This window comes from Streptomyces beijiangensis (assembly GCF_017315755.1).
In the GTDB taxonomy this organism is placed as follows: Bacteria; Actinomycetota; Actinomycetes; order Streptomycetales; family Streptomycetaceae; genus Streptomyces; species Streptomyces beijiangensis.
The window spans coordinates 1-420 of sequence record NZ_JAFLRJ010001047.1; the positions used below are offsets into that span (position 1 = coordinate 1).

The 420-nt window shown below is 69.8% G+C and carries 1 protein-coding gene and 1 pseudogene; both read left to right on the forward strand.

Annotated elements, in window-relative coordinates; translation table 11 throughout:
* Positions 1 to 346: ATP-binding cassette domain-containing protein (locus J0695_RS40480; RefSeq protein WP_372445929.1), on the forward strand; the 346-nt coding region annotated here is incomplete at its 5' end.
* A pseudogene (locus J0695_RS45870) lies at positions 297 to 420 on the forward strand (ATP-binding cassette domain-containing protein); the annotation flags it as partial. The gene J0695_RS40480 and the pseudogene J0695_RS45870, both read left to right, overlap by 50 nt.

The following is a 420-nucleotide window of genomic DNA, read 5'->3' on the forward strand; positions in this document are numbered from 1 at the left end:
CCTCACCTGGCAGCTCGGTCCCGGCGACCGGATCGGCCTGGTCGGCGTCAACGGCGCCGGGAAGACGTCCCTGCTGCGGGCCCTGACCGAGGCCGCCCGCAGCGAGGGAGAGACCCAGCCCACGGCGGGAAGGATCCACGTCGGCAAGACGGTCAAACTCGCCTACCTCTCCCAGGAGGTCGCCGAACTCAACCCGAACCTGGCGGGTGCTCCAGGCCGTGCAGCAGGTCCGCGACCGCGTCGACCTCGGCAAGGGCCGCGAGATGACCGCCGGCCAGCTCTGCGAGAAGTTCGGCTTCAACAAGGACAAGCAGTGGACCCCAGTCGGCGACCTGTCCGGCGGTGAGCGCCGGCGGCTCCAGATCCTGCGCCTGCTCATGGACGAACCCAACGTCCTCTTCCTCGACGAGCCCACGAGAC